Source organism: Marinomonas sp. TW1 (genome assembly GCF_001625355.1).
Lineage (GTDB): Bacteria > Pseudomonadota > Gammaproteobacteria > Pseudomonadales > Marinomonadaceae > Marinomonas.
Genome location: NZ_JSEE01000005.1, coordinates 71,163 through 96,501 on the forward strand (window position 1 = coordinate 71,163; position 25,339 = coordinate 96,501).

Sequence of the window (25,339 nt, forward strand, 5' to 3'; positions counted from 1 at the left end):
GAGGCCAAATGTCATTATTAGAACTCAACAATTTAAGCGTCCAATTTGGCTCGTTCCAAGCCGTTGATAACATCAGCTATCAAGTTGAAGAAGGCGACGTACTCGGCATCGTGGGTGAATCCGGTTCTGGAAAAAGTGTTAGCTCTCTTTCCATCATGGGACTGATCGATTACCCAGGCAAAGTCAGCGCAGAACGCCTGTCTTTCAACGGACAAGATTTACAGGCCATGCCTGAAAAGCAACGTCGTAAGCTCACCGGCTCAGACATTGCGATGATTTTCCAAGACCCAATGACCAGCTTAAACCCATGTTTTACAGTGGGTTATCAAATCATAGAAGCATTGAAAACCCACCAAGGTGGCAGCAAAAAAGAGCTTAAGATACGAGCCATTGAACTGCTGACTCAAGTGGGGATACCCGCCCCTGAGTCTCGTTTGGACAATTATCCCCACCAGCTATCCGGCGGAATGAGTCAGCGGGTGATGATCGCCATTGCGATTGCTTGTAACCCCAAGTTATTAATTGCTGATGAACCCACCACCGCATTAGACGTGACCATTCAGGCTCAAATCATCGACCTGTTAATCGAGTTACAGCGTAAACAAAAAATGGGCTTGGTCTTAATCACCCATGATCTGGCGTTGGTAGCCGAAGTGGCTGACCGTGTGATTGTGATGTACGCCGGTCAAATCGTCGAATCAGGTCCCGCGGCAGAAGTTTTCTCAACACCGAAACACCCTTACACACAAGCATTACTGGCGTCGTTACCTGAGTCTGCGGCGGGCAAGTCTCGACTGGATGCTTTACCTGGGGTTGTTCCGGGGCAATATGATAGACCACTCGGTTGCTTGCTCAGCCCTCGCTGTCCTTATGCCACAGAACAATGTCGTCAAGTAGAACCGGATAACCAAGGCGACCTTCATCGTCAGGTGAAATGCCATACGCCGTTAGATACAGAAGGGAGACCCGCTGCATGAGTAGTAACCATTTAATTCTCGACGCTCACGAACTGAAGCAGCATTATCATGTTAAGCAAGGGGTCTTCAAACCTGATGCGGTGGTAAAAGCCGTAGATGGCATCAGTTTTAAACTGGAAAAAGGTAAAACCCTTGCCATAGTAGGTGAGTCTGGTTGTGGCAAATCGACATTAGGTCGCATGCTCACCATGATAGAAACACCAACGTCAGGCCGCCTTGAACATTTGGGAGAGGACCTGTTAAGTCTCAGTAAATCCGCTCAAGCGACATTACGACAGAAGATTCAAATCATCTTCCAGAACCCTTACGGGTCTCTCAACCCGCGTAAAAAAATTGGCAGCATTTTAGAAGAACCGTTAGTGATTAACCGTCAGCTTTCCAAAGCTGAACGTAAGGCCAAAGCCCTTAGTATCATGGCGAAAGTAGGTCTGAAAGCAGAACATTATGATCGTTATCCGCACATGTTTTCTGGCGGGCAACGTCAGCGTATTGCCATTGCTCGCGGCCTGATGTTGGATCCAAGCATCATTGTCGCCGATGAACCTGTCTCCGCACTGGATGTTTCAGTACAAGCGCAAGTGCTGAACCTAATGATGGATCTGCAAACGGAACTGGGATTAAGCTATGTCTTTATCTCCCACGATTTATCTGTGGTTGAACACATTGCCGATAACGTGATGGTAATGTATCTAGGCAAGGTCGTTGAACAAGGTTCAAAAGAAGAGCTGTTCAATAATCCTAAACATCCATATACGTTAGCGCTACTGTCCAGTACGCCACAATTGTCTCCAGACAAACGTCGACAACGTATCAAATTACAGGGCGAATTACCTTCGCCACTGAACCCACCTTCTGGCTGTGCTTTTCATGGTCGTTGTCAGCATGCGAATGAACGTTGTCAGCAAGAAGTACCAGCCCTTCGTGAAGATCAAACCGATCATTTGATTGCCTGTCATGCGGTCGAAGAACAACGCATTGAATTTAGCCATGCGGTATAGCTTGGCTTAGCACTAAACTCCCACCGAGTATTTGCGTCCGAAAGGGCGCTTTTTTTTGATCAAACTGTTTGATAAGAGAGGCTTAAACAGCGTATAACCAAATAGATCAATCTGGACAAATTTTTAGCCAAAGGATAGGCACAATGAACAACAAGCGAGAGCAAGCTCAGCCAACCCAATCCTTTATTCAACGTGCCACAATATGGCTTACTTTCACTCGCGTGTTATCCGACTTTGCCGGGGTGTTGAATCTCATTTCATTGTCCAGCTATGTTTTTTTCATCAGCCAAAACGTCTTTGCGCTCAGCTTGTTTATGGCCGCAAGCATTGTTGGCGGAATCCTCGCAAGTCTCGTCAGTTTTTTTTCAAGACAGCCACACAAGCATACCTTGAGCCTATTAAACGCCATGCGACTCATTCTGCTCTTGGTGTTAGTGCTTCTACCTTCACAACACCAAGTTAGCGTTTTACCTTGGATTGCTTTAATAGGGGGATTTTGTAATGCATGTTTTATGATCACATTAAACAGCCAGATCCCGCTTTGGATTGAAAAAGCGAAGCGCATCGGTACTAATTCTTGGCTGACCGCCATGTCCGCCATCGCATCTGTCATTGCTGGATTGAGTGTCGGTTTGTTCGTGTCGATTGGGGGTTACCAAGGCGTCTTTATGGTTAATATCGTCTTGTATTGCTGCGTTGCTCTCAGCCTGCTAATACTCTCGACCATTCAACCAATATCGGATGATAGTACAGTCCCAGAACTTCAAACAGTTCAGCCTGCTAGGCTGTTTAATCGCCCCTTTAAATCACCTTCCCTTGGCTGGTTGTTTGCCATTTCAGCAGGCAGTAGTTTCGCTTGTGCAGCCCAACAAGTGGGGTTCCCGGTGTTATCACAACACCTTACGCCGCAGAATATTAGCTATGCGATGGGGCTCTTAATGTCGACATGGGGCATTGGAAAATTCATTGGGGCGAGTCAGGCGGGATTTTATCTAAAATACAAACCTTTAGTGTCATTAGAAAATGGCTTCTGTCTATCTTGCCTGATCATGTCCTGTGGCTTTATATTGACGTTTCAGCAGTCCCTATTAAGTTGGGCTATCGTCTTTATATGTTTGGCGGGGATTGGCGAAGGTGGGGCGGAAGTCAGTTTAACCTCTTCCGTTCAACTTGAGTCTAAATGCTTACATTTGACCTTATTTAGTGGCGTCGCATTGATGAAAATGGTCGCCAGTGCCATCGGTGCTTTATTAGTCAGCCCTTTCTTTTTGTTTTTAGATCTTGGCTTAGTGATCTTACTGTTTCACACACTACCCATTGGTCTGATGGCTTTCATGATTCGAAAAAAATGCCAAGCCATCTCCTGATGGCTTGGCATTACGGGCTCAGCTTGTAGCAATCATAAGCTCACCACATAGCGCTTATGGTTTGATTGTCGTATCCGCCACCACTGTACCCATCAATACTATTGAACAGGATACAATCTAATCGGCCGTTTATCGGCGTTACTTTTTCTTCATTTGGCGGCCATGATACACCGCAAATCCTTTGTCTCTAAATAAACGTGTGTGGCTGCCTAATGCGGCATCTAAAATAGGCGGGTAACGTAAAAAATCATTGGCAACCACAAACAACTCACCATTCAACGTCAAATGATTTTTGACACCAATGAAAAAGCTTTCAGCCACACTGTAATCCGTACTCACACCCGTGTGAAAAGGTGGATTAGTAATCACATAGTTAAAACGTCCCTTCACATTAGCAAGACCATTGGAAGCAATCAAAGTAAGCGCTTCACTGGCGTTATTTTCAGCAAACGTCAACTCGGTCGCCTTAAGCGCCAAAGCACTGTCGTCTAACGCAGTTACTTTGGCTTTGGTGTGACCATGTAACCACAAGCTAATAATGCCATCGCCACAACCAAAGTCTAACAATCGAGCTTGGCTAACATCACTCATGAAACGATGCTGCTGCAATTGATTCAGCAGTATCTCAGTGCCCTTATCCAATTTGCCGTGACCAAATACCCCTGGCAGGCTACACAACGTCATGTCCTGACCGGCAACCGTTAATGTCCAAGACCGAATCCAGTCCGCAAAAACAAACGGCTTAGCTGGACGACGCTTGTAGCCGGAGAAAAGCAAACAATGCTTCGCACTGTCTACCTTACCCACTTCGTCTAAACTCGGCTCTAGGCGCTTCATAGAGGATTTTACGCCGCTTTTATTATCCCCCACTAACCAAACTTGTCCGCCTTCTTTTACATGCGGCAATACCGAAGCCAATAGATAATCCAATAGTTCTTTGGCTTTGGGTTGATAAATCACCACATGATCGAATTCGACCTCATGATCGGCAGGCCATTGTTCAGAGAACAGTAAATTGTCTTCTGCGAACCCAAGCTGATGCAGCGCGTCATAACGGGTTTTAGATTGACACCAAGCGTACACAGAAGCTTGTCCTGTTAACGTTTGCGGATACGTGTCTTCGGGATTCGCAAACAAAACATTGCCAACAAGTTGGGTCTCGTTGCGAGCCAATAATTGGCTGGTTGAATTAAGATTCATAAGTAACAGAAAGCTCTTTAATAGATAAGGTGGTAACAGATTCCAGTAACGGATTTAAACTGTCCGTGATGACATCTGGCTGTACTCTCGGATAGCGAGGTTGATGTCGATCGTTCAGCGCTGGGTAATGCCAACCCTGTGTAAATGATAAAAAATCGTCTGCAAAATCCGTACTGTGTTCCAAGCACCCAGACAGAATCACATCGAGATAACTCAATGCAATGGGGCAGTCCGCATGAGGCGGTACCACTTGATCAGTGTAATAAATCCAATAAGTGCCTTCTGGCAAATCGGTATCCTGATACGGCGTTAGAGCCTCGGCTTGAATCTGGCTCCGTCGATAACCTTGCTCACGTTCATCAAACAAGGCAAATTGGTCATAGGCCACTTCGACCAGAACCCCATTACAACTTGCATGAGAGGCAGGTACAACCGCCACAGAGCTCATGCCAAACTCGGACGACATAACCGACCAATGACGCTCATAGCCCTGCAGTTTAACTGGCCAAACTTGCCCAGTCTCACCCGTTTTTGATCGACTTTCACCGTTAATTAAGCTGCCATAGCCTAAAATAAAATGTCGCTCAGATAGACTCACTCTTGTCTCCAACGCTGCATTTGCTTGAAAACACGCATGATAGCTTGGCAAGCCAAGGCATACCAGCACCAAGCTAAGACAAAACCATTATTGGGTTGTCGATTTCGTCCCGTTTTTCAGTAACAGCACTAATGGTAAGGCCGCTAATGTCACCCACATCATCAACCTAAAATCTTGTAAGTAAGCTAGCGTCGATGCTTGCTCATTAACCAAAGCGTTTAAAGTAGCTAACCCGGTTACGTGAGTAATATCGTAAACGCCTTCTTGTTGCGCCACATGCAATCCTAGATTGAAAGGATTGATGTAATCGGCAAAGGCGGCATGATTAATCTGAATACGTTGTGCTAAGTAAGTGGTCACCACAGAAATACCAATACTGCTGCCAATGTTACGCAATAAACTGAACATGGAAGTACCTTCATTGCGATATTTAGGGTCTAAGGTTGCAAAACTGATGGTGGAAAGCGGGACGAAGATAAAGCCTAAGCCAACCCCTTGAACGATACCAGTTTGGATAATATCCCACGCTGTCACTTGCGCGGTAAATAACGTCATTTCCCACATAGAAAACGTGATTAACAGCAAACCAAGCGTGATAAAGAATCGAGGATCAACCTTATTGGATAAGCGCCCTACAATCATCATAGCCGCCATGGTGCCAAAGCCACGAGGAGCCAAAATGCTTCCTATGTCCACCACTGGATAACCCATTAACGAGCTCATAAAGGGTGGAAGTAACGTCATCGATGCCAATAAGATCACACCCACGATAAAAATAAACACCATGCCCACGCTGAAATTTCGGTCTCGAAACATCGCCGGGTCAATAAACGGCTGACGGTGTGTAAAAATGTGCACCAGAAACATATAGCCACAAGTCAGTACCAACAGCCCCTCAATCATGATTTCCAAGCTACCGAACCAATTTTGAGATTCGCCTCGATCAAGCATCATTTGCAGAGAACCAATGGCAATCCCTAGAAGCACAAAACCATAAAAATCAAAGCGACGATTTTTATCCAATTTAGACTCTTGTAGAAACCCTGCTAACCCTAACCATGCCAAGATACCAAACGGTACATTGATATAAAAAACCCAACGCCAGCTGTAATACTCTGTTAATAAGCCGCCCAAATAAGGTCCTAGAATGGGGCCGACCATCACCCCCATTCCCCACATGGCCATGGCGGATCCATGCTTTTCTTTCGGGTAGGTGTCCAATAAAACGGACTGTGAAAGGGGTACTAAACTGGCACCGAAAACCCCTTGTAAAAGACGAAACAAGACGATTTGGTTAAGAGACTGGGCGGCACCACACAAAATGGAAGATAGAGTAAAACCAACAATGGACCACATTAACACGCGTTTACGACCAATTTTGGCAGACAAAACGCCTGTCAAAGGCATACAAATGGCCGCCGCCACAATGTAAGACGTCAGCACCCAAGAAATTTGATCCTGAGTCGTCCCCATGGTGCCCTTCATGTAAGGCAAGGCAACATTCGCAATGGTGGTGTCTAAGGCTTGCATGATGGTGGCTAACATCACAGAAATAGTGATCAGCATGCGACTGGTGTGATTGTTTTTAACAAGATCCTGTTGCACTAGCATGACTCCATTTTATAAAGTCATGCCAAGCAATTGACGATGATAAGTTGTATCTATGGTCACGGTTGAACTCAAGCCAGTACGCAGCTCGGGGATGCTTTGACCTTGATCGAATTGAATTTTTACCGCTAAACGCTGAGCGATCTTCACCCAGTTTCCTGTGGCATTCTCTGCTGGGATCACTGAAAACTCAGCCCCTGTCGCTGGGCTGATGCTTTCCACCTTGCCATGTAACGTCGTATCTGGAAACGCATCCACTTCGATTGCGACCGTTTGACCTACCTGCACGTGAGTCAGGTCTTTTTCCGTGAAATTGGCTTCAATCCATTTTTCTTTATCCGCCACTAGCACCATTGCGATGGCACCTTTTGTCATGTATTCGCCTTGATTCGGTACTTTCGCGACCACTCCAGAAACAGGTGCACGCACTTCTACATGATTCAAATCAATACGCGACTGATTCAATGCCGCCAAGGCAGACTGATAACTAGGATGATCTTCTAGAGGCGCTGTTGGGTTTCCTCCCAACGCTTCTTTTAAACGATATAAATCTTTCTTCAAGGTAGCGACTTGCAAACGACTCACCTCTGCCGCCTGCTTTGCTTGATCAAATTGAGTATCTGAGATGAATTTTTGCTTTAACAGGTTAGCTTGGCGTTGCTCTTCCCGTTGATTGAACGCATAGGTATTTTCCGCCTGTGCGATTTCGGCTTGCTTCTCCTGATAAGCCGCTTGCTGCTCTAAGATGTCTAACTTCACTTGTTGTAATTGCGCATTCGCTTTGGCTTCAGCCAACTTAAAAGGCGCTGCATCAATCACGAACAACACTTGCCCAGCATGAACGGTTTGATTTTCTTTTACTGCCACCTGTTCGATTGGGCCAGATATTTCAGTATTAATACGATTTATGTCTGACTGAACATAGGCATTATCCGTTTCCACATAGCGCCCACCCAACATGTAAGCCGTGGCTGAGCCTAACACCACAAGACAGGGTACGACAAACAGTAAAATGCGACGTAACCAAAGCTTCTCTGTCGGTTTTTTTCGAATAGATTGGTCTTTTTCTTCAGTCATTTTCCTAAGATCTCCACACTGTATTTTTATAGCGTTCAGTCATCGGTAAGGTTTTCATGCATTTTTGTCAGAACGTCCATCGCCACATCAATTTGCTCTGGCGTTAATCCTTGTAACGCTTTTTCACGAACTCGATTGATTTCTTTGTCTATTTCTAGCAACCAAGGTGTCGCTTTTTCAGTTAAGAACAACGCATTAGCACGCCGGTCCTTCGGATCAGCTCGACGTTCAACCAAACCGTCAGATACCAACTGATCAATTAAACGAGCTAACGTTATCGGCTGAATATCCAGTAATTCCGCAAGTGTTACCTGTTTTACGCCTTCATTTCGCGATACAGACAACAAAGTGCGAGCCTGCATTAGCGTCATTGCGAGATCACTTTTGCGGTATTCACGACGCATAAGGCGCAATACATCTGTGATAAGAAAGTTGATGTTTTTAGATTGCATGAAACTCACCGATTTAATATGGATTAATTATTATATATATTGCTTACTATATTCAATCATAGCCCACCAATGTATCAAATGCTTCCTCAATGCCTGCGGTCTATCCTTGCTGGCTCCTTTTTTCACCTTCTAGTCTATGCATTTCTCGTTGAGAAACGTTAATCTTGAGAAAACGGATCAGGAGAACATCATGTCGTCACCCATTGCATTAATCACGGGAGGCAGTCGAGGCATAGGAGCCGCAACTGCTCGATTAGCAGCACAGCAAGGCTTTCAGGTCGTGATTAATTATCAACACAACCAAGACAGGGCGGAGCAATTGGTTAATGAGATTCGAGCAGCAAACGGCCTAGCAGAGTGCCTACAAGCCGACATCAGCAATGAACAGGACGTTCAGCGGTTATTTGATCACATTCTTAACCAGTGGGGTCCTGTTAGCGCGCTCGTGAATAACGCCGGAATCCTAGAGCAGCAAAGTGATTTTATCGACATTCCACCGGAACGATGGCATAGGGTATTTGCAACGAATGTCTTTGGCACCATGATGTGTTGTCAACACGCCATCGCTCACATGCGAGAGTATCAGTTAAAAGGCAGCATCGTTAATGTGTCTTCTTTGGCATCTGTCTTGGGCGCACCACATGAATATGTGGATTATGCTGCCAGCAAAGGCGCGATAGACAGTTTTACGAAAGGACTGGCCAAAGAAATGGCCGCACAAGGGATACGTGTTAACGGCGTCCGACCGGGGAGTATTTATACGGAGATGCATGCCGATGGCGGCGAGGCCAATCGTGTTGATCGACTGGCTCCCAACATTCCCATGCAACGCGGTGGGCAAGCAGAAGAGATAGCCGAAGCCATTATCTGGTTATTAAGTGAGAAAGCCAGCTACTGTACTGGCAGTTTTCTAGACGTAGCAGGAGGGCGCTAAACAGAACCGCTTATTTCGCCACCACACACTGAAAGGAACTGGCCAAATGTAAATCTCCCTGACGATAACGAGCGTAACTAGGGTAAGGGCATAAAGGACGCGTTAACCCCACCATTCTAGAGGTCAGTTCCGGATTATTCGCTCGTGTGGCCGCAATCACTTCCCTTGGAGGACGCTGTTGTTCCACCCAATTTACCAAGGGTTGCAACATATCAAATTGATCTGCCGATAAACCACCTTGTTGATGCGGCATCCCCGGCACCCGATAGAAACGCACAAAGTCTGCTGCTTTGCCCGCTAAACCGAAATCCAGAAAATCATACCAGCGCACCGTGTCTTGAACAGAAAACACCGGATCGCTGTTACCATGAAACACAATCAACTTACCGCCATGTTGCTTAAATTGAGTCAGTGTTGGCTTTACGGCATCAGGGGGCGTCATCAATGACACAGCGGATTCGGTAAACTCACCGTTCGTTGCAAAGATTTTTTCGGCATCACGATCAAAATCAAACGATTGTAGGAAGTTTGTTAAAGAAAAAATGTCGCCTTTTACGGCTTGATAAGGCGTACTGTATAGATTGGCTAACGCACTCGCTCCAATGACCACACTCGCTGGCATGTGCTGCCAAGCGTCTAATTTACTGGCAATTTTCCAGCCGCGCCAATTGTTCGATTGCAAACCTGTGTCATAAGGCCAGCTAGTATAAAGCGCTTGATTCTTAGCATTATGCGGACCTTGATGCATTCGAACTAGAGCACCAATTTTCGCGATAGGCAAACAGTCTCGGTCAAACTCGCTCTTGCAGACTAAAGCCGTGGGTTTAAAACGTTGCTGACAAGCGTCTATCGCAAAGATCAAATCATCACTGACCCCGTCTAAGTCATCACATTGCTGGATAAGACGACGTGTAATGTATTCTAAGTCTCTCTCGCTAAAAGAGGAGCGAATGTCTGACTGAATAGATTGTAGCGCTTGATAATCCCAGGGGTGTTGTAAGGCCGCTTTGGGCGCATTAAACCCAGGAGAAGCAACCAATAAGCCATCAAACAGCTCTGGGAAACGGCTAGCCGCCACCATCGCAGTTCGACCACCATTAGCCTGTCCAATACCATAACGGTATTGCACGGGTGACCCATAATACTGTTCCGTCAACACCTGTGCGATGGGCATAATGTTTGCCATCGCCTGGTAGGCAAATTCTTCTCTCGCCGTCGCATCTCGTCCAAACAAAAAGGGTTTCGATAAGCCGCCAGCCGCTTTTTTAAACGCGTCATTATCATGACCTTCATTTGAACTAACCACCGCAAAGCCCTGATTAATCGCATATTGATTAACCGTTAACCCCGTGATGTTACCAACCGCTGGAGCAAGCTCACCACCAAAAGCGGTATCAAATTGGTACGCTAAACGTCCTTGCCAACCATAAGGCAAACGCAGTTCAAAACGCGTCGTGTAAAAAGTACCGTCTTTACCAATACGTCGATTCACGACCCCTTGAACTTGGCAATAGGCTGTTCGCACTTGTTCCGTAGAAGCATACATGGCGGTTTTAATTTCAAGCTTATCGCTTGCTTGAGATCTGAGTGCCTGACACTGCATGGCGTCTGCCAGTACTTGATTACTCATAGCAAATGCCATTAAGGCGATAGAGCTGATCAAAAACCTCTTCATTTCCCCGTCCTTCATTGGAGTAGCAATCAACGTCGTCTTGGCACAAGGCTTGTTTAATATTGAAACAACGACTTAGGTGGTATTCAAAATACCCAATAATGTGAGAAATGGGAAGTTATCAACTTGGGGAAGGGGAAAATAAAAACGGGCTCAAATGAGCCCGTTTTCAATCAATCAAATCAATGTGCCGATAACACCAGCAAATCTGGTGACACTTCATTAAAATCAATCGCCATCGTCACGCTCAAGGCTGTCACAGTTATGATTGAAAAGAAGAACACTTGTCGTGCCCATCCGTTTAAATCAATGTCAGCACGAAAGCCTCTTAACGCCATGGCTAACCACCAAAGGCTAGTCGACAAGGCCACGACCATAAAACCAATTCCGACGTATCCCGCCAGAGGTAATAATGCCGCCACAACAGCAAAAGCCGCTATGTGTAAGATGATGTGACGTTTCGCTTTGGCAATGCCTTGTGACACAGGCAAAACAGGAATACCGGCCGCCTTATAATCATCAAAACGAAAAATCGCAATCGCATAAGAATGTGGCATTTGCCAAATACTAAACATGGTCAACAAAATAGCCGCACCAGCATCAAATTGACCCGCTGCGGCACAATATCCGACGACCGGAGGAACCGCGCCAGAAAGACTGCCAATGAAAGTACCGTAAACAGACTTACGCTTGAAATATAAAGTATATAAGCCAACGTAAACCACATAACCAAACACAGCGAAAGCCACTGCGACCCAGTTAGTGAAATACCCCAGCAAAGCAAAACCAATTACACCTAAAACAACACCATGAAAGAAGGCGGCTTTACCTGACATTTCACCATTCACCGTCACACGATTGCGTGTACGCTTCATTTTGGCATCAATATCACGGTCGATGTAATTGTTAATGGCACAACCAGATGCGACAACCAATGATAGTCCTATGACCGTCATGAGCATGAGCATCCAATCGATATCGCCACGAGCGGCTAAAAAGAAGCCGCCCGCAACAGATATAAGGTTGCCCATAATGATGCCAGGTTTAGTCACCTGTAAATAACGCTTAAACATCTTTAGGGCTCCCTTCGCGGTTTAATTTCCGCATCATCACAATCAACTCGGCTTACATCATCATGGCGTTGGATGCGTAGATAATCCATACGGACAACGCAACAACCATGACAATGATGACAGCTGAAAAGATAAACGAATAAGTATCCAACTTGCCCTGTTCAGAGAAGTCCAAATGAAGGAAGTACTTCAAGTGAACGAAGATCTGAATAATGGCCAATACCACTACAGCGATGTAAGTTGGACCTTTATCAAACGCTTCCGTCATCACCATCCAGAATGGAATACCGGTCAAAATAACAGACCAAACAAAACCAATCACGTATGACTTAACGCTACCGTGTGAATGTGCTTCAGAAGAATGATCGCTCATTAGATCGCCCCCATCAGATAAACAACGGTGAATACACAAATCCAAACAACATCTAGGAAGTGCCAGAACAAGCTTAGGCAACTAATGCGAGTAATCGCACGGCCAGTCAAACCTGTTTTCGCCACTTCAATCATCAAGATCACCATCCAAATCATGCCAGCGGTTACGTGCAAGCCGTGTGTACCCACTAGGGTAAAGAAGGCTGACAAGAACGCACTCGCCTGAGGACCGTGACCATTTACGATCAAGTGATGGAACTCGTAAATCTCTAGCGCGATGAAGCAAGCACCAAATAGGAAGGTTACGGCTAACCAACCTAACGTACCGGCTTTGTTTTTACGGTGCGCACTGATCATGGCGAAACCATAGGTGATACTTGAGAAAAGTAGCGCCGCGGTACCCGCAAGAATCAATTCAAGATCGAAAATATCTTTGCCTGAAACACCACCTGCTGTGTTCATAAAGAGCACAGCGTAGGTAGCAAAGATGGATGCGAACAACAAACAGTCCGTCATCAAGTATAACCAGAACCCAAATACGGTATTGCTACCAGTATCGTGGTGCTCGTCGTGGTGTGCACCCGCTTCGTGAGCATCGTGCGTATTCATTGCAGTACTCATGATTACCCCTTAGCCACGTTGTCTAGGTGCTCATTTTCGATTTGAGCAACTTCATCAGGTTGAACATAGTAGTCCACATCTGTTGTGTAAGCACGAACGATAAAAGTAACGACTGTGCCGACTAGGCTTGCAATCGCTAACCACCAGATGTGCCAGATCATAGCGAAACCAAACGCGGTTAATAGGCCACCCATAATGATGCCGGCAGATGTATTTTTCGGCATATGGATTGGCGCATAGCTTTCTTTGCGCTGGTAAGCTGTACCTTTTTCTTTCATATCAGTAAACGCATCGATATCAGAAACAACAGGCACTTCAGCAAAGTTATAGAACTGTGGTGGAGACGCAGTAGACCATTCTAGAGTATGGCCGTTCCATGGATCACCCGTAGTATCTAGATTTTGCTTACGATCGCGGAAGCTGACATACAACTGTAGAAGTTGACAAGCAATACCAGCGAAAATAACAATCGCACCCACTAGAGCAATGTATAACCAAATGTTCCAATCAGGGTTATCCGTGTGGTTCAGACGACGAGTCATTCCCAAGAAGCCCAATACGTATAGAGGCATGAAGGCTAGGAAGAAGCCAACCAACCAGCACCAGAATGCCGCTTTGCCTAATTTCACGTTCAAATGGAAGCCCATCGCTTTCGGGAACCAGAAGGCAAAGCCCGCTAGGTAACCAAACACCGCACCACCAATGATGGTGTTGTGGAAGTGAGCAATCAAGAACAAGCTGTTGTGCAATACGTAGTCAGCACCAGGAACCGCTAGAAGAACACCTGTCATACCACCAATCGTGAAGGTAACCATGAAACCTAATGTCCAAAGCACAGGAACCGTAATACGCAGACGACCACGGTACATGGTGAACAACCAGTTAAACAATTTCACACCCGTTGGTACGGCAATGATCATTGTCATGATACCGAAGAAGGCATTTACGTTGGCACTTGAACCCATGGTAAAGAAGTGGTGCAACCATACGATGAAACCAAGAATGGAAATCGATGCTGTTGCCCAAACCATGGACTTGTAACCAAACAGACGCTTACCCGTAAAGGTAGAGACGATTTCAGAGAAGATACCAAACGCTGGTAATACTAGGATGTACACCTCAGGGTGACCCCATGCCCAGAACAGGTTGATATACATCATCGAGTTACCACCACCATCATTCGTGAAGAAATGGAAGTCTAGGTAACGGTCTAGCGTTAGCATGGCTAACACAGCAGTCAAAATTGGGAACGAAGCCGCGATCAAAATGTTGGCCCAAGTACAGGTCCAAGTAAAGATCGGCATGTCCATCAATTTCATACCAGGAGCACGCATTTTGAAAACAGTGGCTAAGAAGTTAACCGCCGTCAAAGTCGTACCAATACCGGATATCTGCAATGCCCATATGTAGTAATCAACCCCCACACCCGGACTGTACTCCAATCCAGCGAGAGGCGGATAAGCCACCCAACCTGTCTTAGCAAATTCACCAAGACCAAGAGAGATGTTTACCAAGATCGCACCCGATGCCGCCAACCAGAAACTTAAGTTGTTTAAGAATGGGAAAGCAACGTCACGAGCACCGATCTGTAATGGCACAACAATGTTCATCAAACCAATCATAAATGGCATCGCCATAAAGATGATCATGATCACACCGTGAGCGGTAAAGATCTGGTCGTAGTGATGCGGCGGCAGATAGCCAGGATCACCATTGGTCGCCAGCGCAAGTTGCAAACGCATCATGATGGCATCGGCAAAACCACGCATTAGCATGATCAAAGCCAGTACGATGTACATGATACCAAGCTTTTTATGGTCAACCGAAGTCAACCAATCACGCCATAGGACGCCCAGTAAATTATTTTTGATAACCAAGAATGCAACAAGGGCACCGACCACAGCCACCACACACAAAGTGGTGATGACGATAGGGTCATACGGTAGTGCATCCCAGGATAGTTTGCCTAAGAAACCAGACATTATTTATCAGCCTCCGTATGCATATCATGCGATGAGTGATTAGACTCGTTATGATTCATATCACTGTGATTCATTTCTTCGTGATTCATCTCACCATGATCCATGTGACCATGACTTGAGTTATCGTGAATCATTTTAGAATCAAAGACAGTTCCTTTAAGCAACTCAACTTTGCCGTGATCTTTCATGAACTTCATTACATTGTCCATGAACACACTGGATTTGATTGAATTGTAGTATTGAACTGGAGTCGGTTCGTGGTGATGAGCATCTAGATCATGTTCAGCAAGTTTTTCATAGGATGCTTGATCTAATATGCCATTGTTAATTGAACCGGCAATTGACTCCGCTTTCACGCCTTCAACCCAAGCGTCGAAATCGGCTTCAGTCTCTGTCGCAATGGCTTTAAACTTCATGCCAGTGAAACCACCGCCGCTGTAGTTCGAAGAAATGCCATCAAATGTACCTGGCTCATTCGCGATCAAGTGCAGTTTCGTCACCATGCCTGCCATTGAGTAAATTTGACTACCCAATTGCGGAATGAAGAATGAGTTCATAGTACCTTCAGAAGAAATACTGAACGCCACAGGAACATTGGCCGGGAATCTCAGCTCGTTCACAGACGCAATACCAAGATCTGGATAAATAAATAACCATTTCCAGTTCATCGAAACGACTTGAACGTTGATATGCTCTTTCTCATGTTCTAGAGGCTTATAAGGATCTAGAGCGTGAGTAGACTTCCAAGTAATCACACCAAGAACGATGACGATAACAATTGGAATGGCCCAAACAATAGTTTCAATTTTTGTGGAGTGTGACCACTTAGGTTCGTAAATTTCATCACGGCCTTCACGGTATTTCCAAGCGAAATACAATGTCATGAAGATCACAGGAATTACTACAAGTAGCATTAGCAAAGTAGCAACAATAATAAGTTGCTTCTCTTCAATACCAACCTGCCCCTTTGGATCGAGCACACCACCCTGACAACCGGCGAGCAAGCCCACCATTAGCGCCAAAGCGACTTTACTTAGGATACGAGTTAACAAGAGAATCATCCTCTAACCCCGAGGTTCACAAAACTGCTACTTGACCATCAAGTAACAGAACGAAAATCCGGCATAGCCGGGTATTTCAGTAAAGATCACCACACTGAAAACAGCATAAGAATCATTACTAGGCTAAAGTTAATTAACGCGGCAACAATTCTTTTGGATCACCTAAATCTGAAAAAGGTACTCAACATTCGTTTCGTGAATCGAGCCACAACTCGATTAACTGCTTTCCCACAAAGCAATCACGAAGATAGCGAATGGCCAAATTTGGCGAGTAAAGGTTGATATCGGTCATAGCGGACCCACATCTAACCAGTAATACTATAGTCAACTTGCACAAAAAGAGAGCGTCATTTCTGTCAATTTTGTGACGTGTCTTAGAAACAAAAAAACCTCTAAAGCCTTATGTTTATTAAGCTTTTCAAGGCATGACACGCCATATAACTGGCTCAATCTAATTATCCAATTTCTACGTCATCATGCGCTTAATGGCAGCATTTACACTGCTAAGCACAAATTACGGTGTGCGGAATATACCAAAAACCGAGCAATCACACAAAGTCTAGTTTAGCCTTTGTTGTGACTTGCTTCACCGAATTTTTACAAAATCCACATTCTCACCCAACACGGAATAAGACCATGTCCATCACCCCCCGTCTGTCTTTGCAAACATGGCGGTCAGCACAGAGCGCATTGTGAGCAAAAGGTGCTGCATCGTCGATTCATCAATACCACTAAAGCCCAACACAAAACCCACCTTTGCCTCTACCGCATGCTGATAATGCAAAGACAAGGGCGACAGACGAATAGCCTGTTGCCTCAAGCGCTCCGCAACGACGCAGTCCAGCGCTTGCTGACCATATTGAGAACGACTCAGCTCAGCCTTAAACTCAATCATCACATGCATACCGCCTGATGGTTTCTTCCATTCAAACCAAGTCGACAAATACTCAGACAAATACGCTAAAAGCATATCTCTTTTTAGTCGATAATGACGACGCATTCGATTTAAATGTCGATTAAAATTGCCCTGGATCAAGAAATCCGCCACAACAGGTTGCATAGGCAACGAAGCTGACATACCAATTTTAGATTGGATATGCGCCAATAGTGTGACATGAGCCATCGGTGCGACGATGAACCCTAATCTCAGCCCTCGAAACAAAACTTTCGAAAAGCTCCCCACAAAAAATACTTTATTCTTTGATCTCTCATGAGCTTGCGCACTTTGCATAAAGGGCACTTCCATGCGCCCCTGATAGACAAATTCGTTGTCATAATCATCCTCGATCACCCACCAAGGAGAGGACGCTTCTTGCAACGTTTGCAGCCATTTTTGACGACGCTGGGAACCAATCGATACGCCCAGCGGATATTGACGATTGGGCGTTAATATGGCGATGTTTTCACCTTGAATTGGCTCGGGCAAACACGGACCTTCCTGATCAATCTTAATAGATTGCATGCTTGAGTTTTGTCCAACTGCTTGCCTAATCGGTGGATAAGTTGGCTCTTCTAACCACCAATTCACCGCCTTGTCCTTCCCCGATGACAAAGCATGTTGCAGGAGTTGCAACACATCTCGATTACCTGCCGTAATCAAGATTTGTTCAGCTTGGCATTCTAACCCTCGAACACGATATAAATAGTCCACCAAAGCCGTCTTGAGGGCGGGATAACCCGTAAGATAACCACCTTGCATCACTTGGTAATCCGGTTTCAGCCAGCTACGACGCATACTCGCGGCCCATTCCTTACTGGGAAAAGCCTCAGCATCAACACCAGCATCAAAGCCCATGTATTGACTCTGCGGAGAAGACTCAGACACTTTCTGGCTAGACTGTGTAGACAGAGCGTCTATCGACGCCGCATTTAGAGCCGCCTTTCTCTCCACTCGATAGGCCATTTGTGACGCCACAAACACTCCGCGTTTTAATTCACTGACCAAAATGCCTTCTGCTATTAATTGATCGTACGCTCTTGAAGTGGTGCTTCTAGATACCCCTAAGGACGTTGCCAATAACCTCGAGGAAGGCAGTTTGTCACCAACGGTCAGTTCGCCAGACACAATACCTTGCTGAATTTGGTCCATCAGTTGCTGATAATAGGGACCACCTCCGTCTTCTATGGAAAAACGTAAACTAGCAATGGCATACTTCATTCGATATCTGGCCTGATTTTTTATTAATGTTCTGGCTATTTTTATAAGCGCCAGTTTTCATTAAAGTCTCTTATATCGACACCCAATACACAAGTCGCGCCAACAGAAGAATAAGGAGAGCAAACGTGAGTCAGTCAATGGAATCCCCTTTGAGTAAAGTAAAAAGAGGGCCGAATCGGGCCTCTTATGACAAGGCGCAAGCTTGCGCTATTATTGACGCCGCTTTGATGTGCCATGTTGGCCAGACAAAAGATGGTCAAGTGTTTGTCACACCAACCTGTCATTGGCGTGAAGGGGACTACTTCTATTGGCACGCTCACTCTAAGGCTCGCAATGTGAAAGGCCCCATCGATGACCCCGAAAAAGTTTGCATTAATGTCAGTCTATTGGATGGCTTAGTCATGGCCAGATCGGCCATGCATCACTCTGTAAACTACCGCTCTGTCACGTTATTTGGCGTACCGGAACGGGTTGAAGATAACGACGAAAAGGTACGTCAGTTCAAACTCTTCTTAGACAAAGTCAGCCCAGGCCGTTGGGAAACACTGCGCCCAGTGAATGAAACTGAAATTAAAGCCACCGGGGTGGTGCGCATCAAAATCGAAGAGGCCTCCGTCAAATTCCGTGCAGAACCACCCATCGATGCACCTGAAGATTATAACTGGCCTGTTTGGGCGGGGGTTATTCCTCTCGAAAGACATTGGGGACCCCCTCAGACAGACCCCCTTCAAGAGCACAGTTTTGATGCTGCTAAGCCACCTGAAGCCTTTTAGCAGCCTTTTCGAGGCATGCCATCTGACCATAAAAAATGCACGCGATTTGCGTGCTTTTTTGCTGATTCATGAATCGCTTAGGCCTTTTTCGCTAACCAAGCACTGAACTTTTGAATTTCAGGTGCCGATAAAAAAGAGATGGTCGCCGCCGCTGGCCAAGCAAAACTCCAAGCCTTCATCCAAAAAAACACAAATTCTGGGTGCGATCCAAGGTTAACGAACGTAATCCAACCTGACATAAAAAATGATAAGACACAGGACATGATCAACGCGAAGTAAAGACGAAATTTCATTTTTCTCTCCTTGCTCTGGACCACTCGTCTGCCCCGAATGGCACCATTGCATCATTTAACTTTGATCTCATTCTAACAAACTACTATATTTGTAAATATAGCCATTTATTAAAACCAAATTTGCAAATATGTAAAATGCTAGATGACCTGAAAATTTTTATTACCGCCGCTAATAAGCACAGCTTCACGCAAGCAGCGAAAAGCCTGAACATGACCATTGCAACAGTCTCTCGACGGATTAGTGCGTTAGAGCAGGCTTTGGGGTGTGAGCTGCTGCATCGCTCCACAAAAGGACTTAAGCTGACGCCAATAGGGGAAGATTATTATCAAGAATGTGCGGAATTTATAGACGCGCTTGATCAACGTATCTCGAATCTCGATAAAACCCTTCACAGCTTGTCGGGTGAAGTTAAAATCTTAGCACCGACGAACTTAGGCAGTGGACCTTTAGATGCATTTTGGCAACATTTCGCCTCAAAACACCCAAATATCCAGCTTAATATTGAGCTCAGCAACGCCATTCAAGACATGCATGAAAACCGCGCTGACTTAGCCATTCGCTCAGGCCCATTGCCTGATTCGTCTTTAATTCAAAAGCGGCTCGGCTTCATAGAACCTATTCTAGTCGCCTCGCCCAACACCAGTTTTACTTTACCCAACCGAGTTGAAGACATCACCGAATGTCCCAGTATTGCCGCCAATATGTTTTCCGACTGGCGTCTAATCCATCAAGATGGCAGTATCTGCGCGTTACAAAAAAATCATCAACACCTAAGTAACGATATGAATATCAGCCTCAACCTAGTAAAAGCGGGAGCTGGCATCACCCTAATGCCCACCAGCATGGTCTATAACGCCATTCAAGCGGGTGAGCTCATTCAAGTGCTGCCAGAATGGCGAGGACAAAAAAGAGAAATTCGTCTCGTCTGGCCTCACAAACGCAGTTTGTCGGCAAGAGCTCAATTACTAAGGGATGAACTAACTCTCTTTCTACATCAACAAGCTTGGTTTGAACAAGCCGATTAATCAAGGTTAAGGAAGTAAGATGGCGGATTTACTCTGGTGGCAATACACACTCATTGCTGTCATTTTTATTTGGAGTGGTTTTGTTCGAAGTGGCTTAGGGTTTGGCGGCGCCGTTCTCGCCTTACCTTTTCTCTTATTAGTGGAAAACGATCCGTTACTTTTCCTACCCATTATTTCCATTCACCTTTTGGTATTTTCAAGCTGGATTGCATGGCAAGGCTCAAAAACCACCAAACAACAAGCCACACTCGCTGCAAAGCAGGGCGAAGTGGCTAAAGCTAAAGAAGAAGAGGGCAACATCGCTTGGGGGTATTTAAAGAAAGCCTTGGGCATCATGATTGTACCGAAACTGATCGGCGTATTTGGCTTGTTAACCTTACCAGGCGACATAGTGACTGGCGTCATTTTCGTGATAGTATCCGTTTTTGCAGTGTCCTACATCATCAACAAACCGTTTTATACCAACAACCGCATTCTCGATACCGTCTTTCTGATGCTCGGCGGTTACGTCAGTGGCACCTCTTTGATTGGTGCTCCTTTAATTGTTTCCGTTTTTGCTACCAAGGTGCCTCGACATCAATTACGCGACACCCTGTTTGTATTGTGGTTTATTCTAGTCACCATCAAAATGGTGTCTTTCCTGATCGCTGGCGTCGACTTACAGCTCATTCACCAACTTTGGTTGCTGCCTTGCGCCCTCATCGGCCACGTCTTTGGTCAGAAACTGCATAACCGCATCCAAAAAGCCGAAACACCTGTGTTTTTCCAATTTGTCGGTTGGGCACTGCTCACCGTCTGTGGCTTTGGTCTTTACTCAACCTTTATGCTTTAGTCCGTATAACTTGTACTCAATTTAGTCCGTAGTAACGCTGTTTCCAGATCAACTCTCGCTCCGGCGCTAAAGCGCAAACATCCGCGAGATGTTGATCTGGAAACATCTTGGTTTTGTGACATACGCTATTATTAGATTGATTCAAAAAAGGAACACCCTATGAGCGACACAGATACAAAAGCCTTTGCCAATTGCGCGACAGGGAATAAGCGAGAAGAACTCGCGGAGCGTTTCACCCAATATTTAAAAGGCCGCGACACAAACGACAATGCATACGTCGTAAACCTAAACGGTGCGTGGGGAACAGGAAAAACTTACTTTGTTACCGAATGGAAAAAGCTGGTCGAAGACAAAGGCCACATAGCCATCAAGATAGATGCTTGGGAATCAGATTATCTAAATGATCCACTCGCCATCATTATCGCGGAACTGCTTGAACAGATAAAACTAAAAATCAAAAATCACGATCCAAAGTTTCGTAACGCAGAGAGAAATGTTGCCAGCGCCATATTTAATATGGGCAAAAGCATGCTTCCAATTGGGTCAAAGATTGTAGGTAAACATCTTCTTGGAGAAGCGGTAACAAGCGAAATACTCGACCTAATTGCTGCGGCTACAGGCTCAGTGGCTAACCACAGCACGGTAAAAGACGACTTGAATATGGGCGATTTAGGATTGGAAGTCGCCAGTCAACACAAACGACATAAGCAATTCACCCAAGACTTCAAAAAACAAGCACGTGAACTTGTCGACTTCGCCCTTGAGGACAATCCTAAAAAACAAGTCTTCGTCTTCATTGATGAACTAGATCGATGCCGCCCAACCTACGCCATCGAGATGCTAGAAACGGTAAAACACTTATTCGATATTCCAGACTTCATCTTCGTCTTATCCACCGACACCAGCCAATTACAGCACTCCATCAAAGCCGTCTATGGCCAAAACTTTGATTCTCATGAATACCTAAGCCGCTTCTTTGAGCAACGATTTACGCTACCTGAATTGGATTATTTTGAGTTTTTGACCGCTGAGAAAATATTTAAAACAGAAGGTTTTAAGCCGCTACCAACATTACCTGCGATTAATTCAGCAGAAGAATTAAGAGCTGCTGTCGCTCTAATCTGTGAACAGAACAAGTATCACCTATCATTACGAAGAGTGAAACAAATCTGCGTGCAACTAGAGATTGTATTGGATTCAAAAGAACTAAGAGAAAATACCTACCCAATCCTTACTTTAATTGGGCTTGTTTTCGGAAATGCATTATATGGTGGGTGGTCGAACCCAAAAACAACTTATGCTCGAGCTGGGTTAGCATTACGCCATACAGAAAAACATGAGCTAATAGATATGCACTTCAATACCGTTAATGTTTATAAATTATGCTCATATGATGACCAACCAAAACGAAATGTTAATGCGGAATACATTATAGAGGACTGTTCAAAAGCGATAAAGCAACTGCAGACAAGCCCTAGTATTTCAAGGTTTAACTTTGGAGATGTATCACTACGTTGTGACTTCACTAATCCGTATTTCAACTCATTATCTCTAAGTCCTACTCAATTAAATGAAGACTTTATTTCCCTCTGTACTCTATTTAAAAACAAAGTCATTGCAAGCAAATCTAAACTGCTCACAATTATTGAAAATTTAGACATACAAGTCGGTGTAATCGAAAAATAGCTAGTAGCAACAAAGACCAACGCCGAGTGGATGCTCTCGCTTTAACGCTGCTTTTTAGACCGTAAAGAGGCGTTGGTCTTTGTTGCGGGTTCACAGATGAACGTCCTCTTAATAAGCGCGGCTGAGCGGCTAACTAGGCTGGTGAGGATTCAGACAATTGATCAACCAGATAAACGATGGATTGATACTCGATGCCGCTGTGTTCTGATAAGCCAATCTTGCAGGTGCGGCTGTTGAAATAAGCCTTCTACGGCTTTCGCTAAGATTTAAAAAAAAACACTGGCGTTAAGTTCGGGGGGCGAGAAGCCTTTGTCGCCAGCAAATTCGCAGCAGGTAATCTCGGGCGGAATCACGACTTCCTCAGCGAGTTGGTGGGCTAGCTGTAACAAGCTGTCGGCGAGTCCCATGCGGGGTGTGATGCAGGTCACATGTAGCTTGATTTTACTCAATTTTTCTTTCACGGTTAGATTTTGCATGACATGGGTCGAGACAAAGTCTTGATTGTTAACAAGCAAGGGCTGACACAATAAACAATAGGAATACGGTCATTATAGCTGTCTTCGAGTGATAAACTATTAATATCGTTGGCTTTTTGTTTAACTACATCAAATTGGCCTTTGGGAGGAAACAAGAATCCAGCGCTCGCTACGCAGAAACGAGCACCAGAATCCGTCTTGAAACCTTAAATATTTTTAAACCAAATGTTTTTCTTCATATTCTGTAAATAACACCAATACAGCGTAATAGCTCTGGCGATAAACAACATGGCTTGGCTGAGCCAAAGCCCATGATTACCTAAGCCTTGGCTGATGTACCAAACCGGAAAGAACACGCCGAGGACACAAAGAATCATGGTGTTCTGCATTTGTTTGACACTGGTAGTGCCGATGAAAACACCATCCAGCATGAAGGACCAAATACCCAACAGAGGGAAGGAAATCAACCAAGGTAGGTACAGTTTTGCTTCTTCTTGAACGCTTTCTACATTGGTCAATAAGTGAATAATTTGATTGCCAAATAACCAAAAAATGAACATCAAAGCCAACGCGGCCAACAACGCCCAATAAGTGGATAAGCGAATCACCTTTTGAAAATTCTTCTTATCCTTGCGGCCATAGTATTCACCGCACAAGGCTTCCACCGAAAAAGCAAAGCCGTCTAACGCATTGGAAATAATCATCAGAAAAATGAGCAACACGGCATTGGCCGCTAAAATAGCGTCCCCTTGGCGGGCCCCTTGAGAGGTAAAGAACAACATGACCAATAACAACAAAATCGTGCGGACAAATAAATAGCGATTCACTCGAACCAACGCCACATATTCACGCCACTTAATTAAAGCCGATAAAGGCACATGTCCGTCAAAAGTTTGCAGCTTACGCCATGCTAAAAATAAGGCGAACACCACCCCAACGTAGTGCGCAATCACAGTGGCCCAAGCGACGCCATCACTGGCCATGCCTAAACCGTAAACGGCAAAGTAATCCAATACCATGTTAACCAAGTTAATCACCAGCAACATCCATAATGGGCCTTTTGAGTATTGCACACCAAAGAACCAACCCATTAAGGCATAACCAGCTAAAACAGCTGGAGCACTGTAAATACGAATCTCACTGTAACTTTTTGCCCAAGGTGCCACTTCCGCACTGGGCGACATAAGATGCAAAGCCAGCTCAAGAATTGGACCACGGAATAGAATCAGCAATAGACCAATCACCAATCCCATTAAAATTGACTGCAACAAGAGTTCACGCACCCGACGATAATCTTCTTGGCCTAAAGCTTGTGCAGTTAAGCCGGTCGATCCCATGCGTAGAAAACCAAACGCCCAGAATAGAAAGCTAAAAATGCTGGCACCAATGGCGACGGCACCAAGATAAGTCGCAGTGCCTAAATGCCCCACCACCGCCGTATCGACCAAACCTAATAAAGGTGTGGTGATATTCGATACCATGGGTGGCCAAGCCATGCGCCAAATCCGCAGATTCAAATCAGCGTTAACTCGCCATGTCATCAACAATGCATAAAGAGGAAATTTTGGCACCAGAGGCTCACCTGTGAAATTGGGGGGTTCTGTGGATAAAAATCAACCAATTAGGTGGGGCTAGGTTGAAAAATTATGTGGAAAATCATAGCAGTTATTCACACTGCTTGGGAGTTTTTCCCATTCGTGTGCATTTTTTGAACATATTGGTCTGTTTTTTGCCAATTCCTTCCTCTTTTAATTAAGTTACCCACATAATTCCATTTTCCAAATGACCACTCAGCTCACATCAAAAAAACTGGATAACTGATGGTTTTTTCCACAATAGCGAGCAATTCATCCTAGAATTTTGTTAAACTCGCGCTTATTTTTATCTTTTCGGAGTCATCATGCCAAAGAAGTTCAGACCTATTATTGAAGGCTTAGCCGTCGGCTGTGTGTTTATTAGTATCACTATGTTGTTCCAAATACCGCTTTACATGAGTTTTATCATTGGCGCTTTGGCGGCCATTGGAGGCTACCGAAACTCAATCAAAATGGATAAAGAAAAAGCGGCGAAGAACGCACCAAAAACATCGGATGACGAATAACG

General features: G+C 45.1%; 24 protein-coding genes. 9 read left to right on the forward strand and 15 right to left on the reverse strand.

The window, feature by feature from the left end; translation table 11 throughout:
• Positions 1–8 precede the first annotated feature (8 nt).
• From dppD to OA79_RS05715, 3 genes are all read left to right on the forward strand, one after another.
• Positions 9–977 carry a dipeptide ABC transporter ATP-binding protein gene (gene dppD, locus OA79_RS05705; RefSeq protein WP_063332264.1) on the forward strand — a complete coding sequence of 323 codons (969 nt, stop codon included), beginning with the start codon at positions 9–11 and terminating at the stop codon, positions 975–977.
• Positions 974–1,975: a peptide ABC transporter ATP-binding protein gene (locus OA79_RS05710; RefSeq protein WP_063332265.1), complete on the forward strand. Its 1,002-nt coding sequence runs from the start codon at positions 974–976 to the stop codon at positions 1,973–1,975. Before dppD ends, OA79_RS05710 begins: the two co-directional genes overlap by 4 nt.
• 143 nt (positions 1,976–2,118) lie before the next feature.
• Positions 2,119–3,342 carry an MFS transporter gene (locus OA79_RS05715; protein WP_063332266.1) on the forward strand — a complete coding sequence of 408 codons (1,224 nt, stop codon included), beginning with the start codon at positions 2,119–2,121 and terminating at the stop codon, positions 3,340–3,342.
• A 138-nt stretch (positions 3,343–3,480) separates the two neighbouring features.
• On the opposite strand, the gene OA79_RS05720 is transcribed toward OA79_RS05715, so the two are convergent.
• The 5 genes from OA79_RS05720 to OA79_RS05740 form a co-directional block, all read right to left on the reverse strand.
• A complete protein-coding gene (locus OA79_RS05720) occupies positions 3,481–4,542 on the reverse strand; it encodes a class I SAM-dependent methyltransferase (protein WP_063332267.1) in 1,062 nt (353 codons plus the stop codon).
• Entirely contained in the window at positions 4,532–5,140 is a 609-nt protein-coding gene (locus tag OA79_RS05725; protein WP_063332268.1) for a gamma-glutamylcyclotransferase family protein, read from the reverse strand. Before OA79_RS05725 ends, OA79_RS05720 begins: the two co-directional genes overlap by 11 nt.
• 87 nt (positions 5,141–5,227) lie before the next feature.
• On the reverse strand, positions 5,228–6,745 hold the full coding sequence (locus OA79_RS05730; RefSeq protein WP_231908812.1) for a DHA2 family efflux MFS transporter permease subunit: 1,518 nt from the start codon (positions 6,743–6,745) through the stop codon (positions 5,228–5,230).
• Between the two features lie 15 nt (positions 6,746–6,760).
• On the reverse strand, positions 6,761–7,825 hold the full coding sequence (locus OA79_RS05735; protein WP_063332270.1) for an HlyD family secretion protein: 1,065 nt from the start codon (positions 7,823–7,825) through the stop codon (positions 6,761–6,763).
• A 35-nt stretch (positions 7,826–7,860) separates the two neighbouring features.
• Positions 7,861–8,277 carry a MarR family winged helix-turn-helix transcriptional regulator gene (locus tag OA79_RS05740; RefSeq protein ID WP_063332271.1) on the reverse strand — a complete coding sequence of 139 codons (417 nt, stop codon included), beginning with the start codon at positions 8,275–8,277 and terminating at the stop codon, positions 7,861–7,863.
• 190 nt (positions 8,278–8,467) lie between these two features.
• Here OA79_RS05740 and OA79_RS05745 point away from each other — a divergent pair, with 190 nt between their 5' ends.
• Positions 8,468–9,211: an SDR family oxidoreductase gene (locus OA79_RS05745; RefSeq protein ID WP_063332272.1), complete on the forward strand. Its 744-nt coding sequence runs from the start codon at positions 8,468–8,470 to the stop codon at positions 9,209–9,211.
• Positions 9,212–9,221: 10 nt separating this feature from the next.
• Here the strand turns inward: OA79_RS05745 and OA79_RS05750 are convergent, their stop codons facing one another.
• The 7 genes from OA79_RS05750 to pdxR form a co-directional block, all read right to left on the reverse strand.
• Positions 9,222–10,886: a tannase/feruloyl esterase family alpha/beta hydrolase gene (locus OA79_RS05750; protein ID WP_063332273.1), complete on the reverse strand. Its 1,665-nt coding sequence runs from the start codon at positions 10,884–10,886 to the stop codon at positions 9,222–9,224.
• 179 nt (positions 10,887–11,065) lie between these two features.
• Entirely contained in the window at positions 11,066–11,956 is an 891-nt protein-coding gene (gene cyoE / locus OA79_RS05755; protein ID WP_063332274.1) for a heme o synthase, read from the reverse strand.
• A gap of 52 nt (positions 11,957–12,008) precedes the next feature.
• A complete protein-coding gene (gene cyoD / locus OA79_RS05760; RefSeq protein WP_063332275.1) occupies positions 12,009–12,329 on the reverse strand; it encodes a cytochrome o ubiquinol oxidase subunit IV in 321 nt (106 codons plus the stop codon).
• Positions 12,329–12,949, reverse strand: a complete 621-nt coding sequence (cyoC, locus tag OA79_RS05765; RefSeq protein WP_063332276.1) for a cytochrome o ubiquinol oxidase subunit III — start codon at positions 12,947–12,949, stop codon at positions 12,329–12,331. The genes cyoD and cyoC overlap by 1 nt, the downstream gene beginning before the upstream one ends.
• Before the next feature lie 2 nt (positions 12,950–12,951).
• Positions 12,952–14,931 carry a cytochrome o ubiquinol oxidase subunit I gene (gene cyoB / locus OA79_RS05770; RefSeq protein ID WP_063332277.1) on the reverse strand — a complete coding sequence of 660 codons (1,980 nt, stop codon included), beginning with the start codon at positions 14,929–14,931 and terminating at the stop codon, positions 12,952–12,954.
• The gene (gene cyoA, locus OA79_RS05775) at positions 14,931–15,992 is read right to left on the reverse strand and encodes a ubiquinol oxidase subunit II (protein ID WP_082825393.1); all 1,062 of its coding nucleotides are present in this window, start codon (positions 15,990–15,992) and stop codon (positions 14,931–14,933) included. Before cyoA ends, cyoB begins: the two co-directional genes overlap by 1 nt.
• 643 nt (positions 15,993–16,635) lie before the next feature.
• Positions 16,636–18,150 carry a MocR-like pyridoxine biosynthesis transcription factor PdxR gene (gene pdxR / locus OA79_RS05780; protein WP_063332278.1) on the reverse strand — a complete coding sequence of 505 codons (1,515 nt, stop codon included), beginning with the start codon at positions 18,148–18,150 and terminating at the stop codon, positions 16,636–16,638.
• A gap of 125 nt (positions 18,151–18,275) precedes the next feature.
• On the opposite strand from pdxR, the gene OA79_RS05785 reads away from it, so the two are divergent.
• Positions 18,276–18,923, forward strand: a complete 648-nt coding sequence (locus OA79_RS05785; protein ID WP_063332279.1) for a pyridoxamine 5'-phosphate oxidase family protein — start codon at positions 18,276–18,278, stop codon at positions 18,921–18,923.
• A 77-nt stretch (positions 18,924–19,000) separates the two neighbouring features.
• Here OA79_RS05785 and OA79_RS05790 read toward each other — a convergent pair whose 3' ends face one another.
• Complete coding sequence (locus OA79_RS05790) at positions 19,001–19,216, reverse strand: DUF2798 domain-containing protein (protein WP_063332280.1); 216 nt, start codon at positions 19,214–19,216, stop codon at positions 19,001–19,003.
• Positions 19,217–19,351: 135 nt separating this feature from the next.
• Between OA79_RS05790 and OA79_RS05795 the strand changes: the two genes are divergently transcribed.
• The 3 genes from OA79_RS05795 (at position 19,352) to OA79_RS05805 (ending at position 22,760) form a co-directional block, all read left to right on the forward strand.
• The gene (locus OA79_RS05795; RefSeq protein ID WP_063332281.1) at positions 19,352–20,242 is read left to right on the forward strand and encodes a LysR family transcriptional regulator; all 891 of its coding nucleotides are present in this window, start codon (positions 19,352–19,354) and stop codon (positions 20,240–20,242) included.
• 19 nt (positions 20,243–20,261) lie between these two features.
• The gene (locus OA79_RS05800) at positions 20,262–21,074 is read left to right on the forward strand and encodes a sulfite exporter TauE/SafE family protein (RefSeq protein WP_063332282.1); all 813 of its coding nucleotides are present in this window, start codon (positions 20,262–20,264) and stop codon (positions 21,072–21,074) included.
• A 159-nt stretch (positions 21,075–21,233) separates the two neighbouring features.
• Entirely contained in the window at positions 21,234–22,760 is a 1,527-nt protein-coding gene (locus tag OA79_RS05805) for a KAP family P-loop NTPase fold protein (RefSeq protein WP_063332283.1), read from the forward strand.
• A 266-nt stretch (positions 22,761–23,026) separates the two neighbouring features.
• On the opposite strand, the gene OA79_RS18450 is transcribed toward OA79_RS05805, so the two are convergent.
• Both OA79_RS18450 and OA79_RS05815 read right to left on the reverse strand, forming a co-directional pair.
• Complete coding sequence (locus tag OA79_RS18450) at positions 23,027–23,236, reverse strand: hypothetical protein (protein WP_231908813.1); 210 nt, start codon at positions 23,234–23,236, stop codon at positions 23,027–23,029.
• Positions 23,237–23,442: 206 nt separating this feature from the next.
• A complete protein-coding gene (locus tag OA79_RS05815) occupies positions 23,443–24,732 on the reverse strand; it encodes an MATE family efflux transporter (RefSeq protein WP_063332405.1) in 1,290 nt (429 codons plus the stop codon).
• Between the two features lie 404 nt (positions 24,733–25,136).
• On the opposite strand from OA79_RS05815, the gene OA79_RS05820 reads away from it, so the two are divergent.
• Positions 25,137–25,337 carry a hypothetical protein gene (locus tag OA79_RS05820; RefSeq protein ID WP_063332285.1) on the forward strand — a complete coding sequence of 67 codons (201 nt, stop codon included), beginning with the start codon at positions 25,137–25,139 and terminating at the stop codon, positions 25,335–25,337.
• Positions 25,338–25,339 lie beyond the last annotated feature (2 nt).

What these genes read in the sequence shown, in the direction of transcription:
- OA79_RS05745 (WP_063332272.1), top strand. Translation starts at nt 8,468, where the DNA reads ATGTCGTCACCCATTGCATTAATCACGGGAGGCAGTCGAGGCATAGGA.
- OA79_RS05795 (WP_063332281.1), top strand. Translation starts at nt 19,352, where the DNA reads ATGCTAGATGACCTGAAAATTTTTATTACCGCCGCTAATAAGCACAGC.
- pdxR (WP_063332278.1), bottom strand. Translation starts at nt 18,150, where the DNA reads ATGAAGTATGCCATTGCTAGTTTACGTTTTTCCATAGAAGACGGAGGT.
- OA79_RS05815 (WP_063332405.1), bottom strand. Translation starts at nt 24,732, where the DNA reads ATGGCTTGGCCACCCATGGTATCGAATATCACCACACCTTTATTAGGT.
- cyoA (WP_082825393.1), bottom strand. Translation starts at nt 15,992, where the DNA reads ATGATTCTCTTGTTAACTCGTATCCTAAGTAAAGTCGCTTTGGCGCTA.
- OA79_RS05820 (WP_063332285.1), top strand. Translation starts at nt 25,137, where the DNA reads ATGCCAAAGAAGTTCAGACCTATTATTGAAGGCTTAGCCGTCGGCTGT.
- OA79_RS05715 (WP_063332266.1), top strand. Translation starts at nt 2,119, where the DNA reads ATGAACAACAAGCGAGAGCAAGCTCAGCCAACCCAATCCTTTATTCAA.
- cyoB (WP_063332277.1), bottom strand. Translation starts at nt 14,931, where the DNA reads ATGTCTGGTTTCTTAGGCAAACTATCCTGGGATGCACTACCGTATGAC.
- OA79_RS05805 (WP_063332283.1), top strand. Translation starts at nt 21,234, where the DNA reads ATGAGCGACACAGATACAAAAGCCTTTGCCAATTGCGCGACAGGGAAT.
- OA79_RS05790 (WP_063332280.1), bottom strand. Translation starts at nt 19,216, where the DNA reads ATGAAATTTCGTCTTTACTTCGCGTTGATCATGTCCTGTGTCTTATCA.
- cyoC (WP_063332276.1), bottom strand. Translation starts at nt 12,949, where the DNA reads ATGAGTACTGCAATGAATACGCACGATGCTCACGAAGCGGGTGCACAC.
- OA79_RS05740 (WP_063332271.1), bottom strand. Translation starts at nt 8,277, where the DNA reads ATGCAATCTAAAAACATCAACTTTCTTATCACAGATGTATTGCGCCTT.
- OA79_RS18450 (WP_231908813.1), bottom strand. Translation starts at nt 23,236, where the DNA reads ATGCAAAATCTAACCGTGAAAGAAAAATTGAGTAAAATCAAGCTACAT.
- OA79_RS05735 (WP_063332270.1), bottom strand. Translation starts at nt 7,825, where the DNA reads ATGACTGAAGAAAAAGACCAATCTATTCGAAAAAAACCGACAGAGAAG.
- OA79_RS05750 (WP_063332273.1), bottom strand. Translation starts at nt 10,886, where the DNA reads ATGAAGAGGTTTTTGATCAGCTCTATCGCCTTAATGGCATTTGCTATG.
- cyoE (WP_063332274.1), bottom strand. Translation starts at nt 11,956, where the DNA reads ATGTTTAAGCGTTATTTACAGGTGACTAAACCTGGCATCATTATGGGC.
- dppD (WP_063332264.1), top strand. Translation starts at nt 9, where the DNA reads ATGTCATTATTAGAACTCAACAATTTAAGCGTCCAATTTGGCTCGTTC.
- OA79_RS05800 (WP_063332282.1), top strand. Translation starts at nt 20,262, where the DNA reads ATGGCGGATTTACTCTGGTGGCAATACACACTCATTGCTGTCATTTTT.
- cyoD (WP_063332275.1), bottom strand. Translation starts at nt 12,329, where the DNA reads ATGAGCGATCATTCTTCTGAAGCACATTCACACGGTAGCGTTAAGTCA.
- OA79_RS05710 (WP_063332265.1), top strand. Translation starts at nt 974, where the DNA reads ATGAGTAGTAACCATTTAATTCTCGACGCTCACGAACTGAAGCAGCAT.
- OA79_RS05720 (WP_063332267.1), bottom strand. Translation starts at nt 4,542, where the DNA reads ATGAATCTTAATTCAACCAGCCAATTATTGGCTCGCAACGAGACCCAA.